Origin of the sequence: Nonomuraea marmarensis (assembly GCF_043197025.1) — a bacterium.
In the GTDB taxonomy this organism is placed as follows: Bacteria; Actinomycetota; Actinomycetes; order Streptosporangiales; family Streptosporangiaceae; genus Nonomuraea; species Nonomuraea marmarensis.
In genome coordinates this window covers 1-891 of the sequence record NZ_JBICRM010000125.1, presented here as the reverse complement: position 1 = coordinate 891, position 891 = coordinate 1, and the positions used below count along the sequence as shown (strand labels likewise).

At 72.6% G+C, this 891-nt stretch carries 1 protein-coding gene; it reads left to right on the top strand.

Features of this window, described 5'->3' with window-relative positions:
• Positions 1-891: HAD-IC family P-type ATPase (locus tag ACFLIM_RS50250; protein ID WP_393178042.1), on the top strand; the 891-nt coding region annotated here is incomplete at both ends.

The following is an 891-nucleotide window of genomic DNA, read 5'->3' as shown; positions in this document are numbered from 1 at the left end:
ACTGGCAGTGGTTGTCGCTGACGCTGGCCGCGCCGGTGGTGGCATACGCGGGCTGGCCGTTCCACAAGGCCGCCTGGACCAATCTGCGGCACGGCGCCGCGACCATGGACACGCTGATCTCGATCGGTACGCTGGCCGCCTTCGGCTGGTCGCTGTGGGCGCTGTTCTTCGGTACGGCGGGCACGCCCGGCATGACGCACCCGTTCGCGTTCACCATCGAGCGCAGCGACGGGTCCGGCAACATCTACCTGGAGGCCGCAGCGGCGGTGACGGCGTTCATCCTGGCCGGGCGCTACTTCGAGTCCCGCGCGAAGCGGCGGGCGGGGGCGGCGCTGCGGGCGTTGATGGAGCTGGGCGCCAAGGAGGTGGAGCTGGCCGACGGCCGCCGGGTGCCGGTCGAGCAGCTCAAGACGGGCGACAGGTTCGTGGTGCGGCCGGGGGAGAAGATCGCCACGGACGGCGTGGTCGAGGAGGGATCCTCGGCGGTCGATGCCTCCATGTTGACGGGCGAGTCCGTTCCCGTGGAGGTCAGGCCCGGTGACGGGGTGACCGGTGCGACGGTGAACGCGGGTGGCAGGCTCGTCGTGCGCGCCACCCGGGTGGGCGCCGACACCCAGCTGGCCCAGATGGCCAGGCTGGTGGAGGAGGCCCAGACGGGCAAGGCGCAGGTGCAGCGGCTGGCGGATCGCATCTCGGGGATCTTCGTGCCCATCGTGATCGCGCTGGCCATCGGGACGCTGGGGTTCTGGCTGGGCACCGGCGACGGCGTGGGGGCCGCGTTCACCGCGGCGGTGGCGGTGCTGATCATCGCCTGCCCGTGCGCGCTGGGCCTGGCCACGCCGACGGCGCTGCTGGTGGGCACCGGCCGGGGTGCGCAGCTCGGCATCCTGA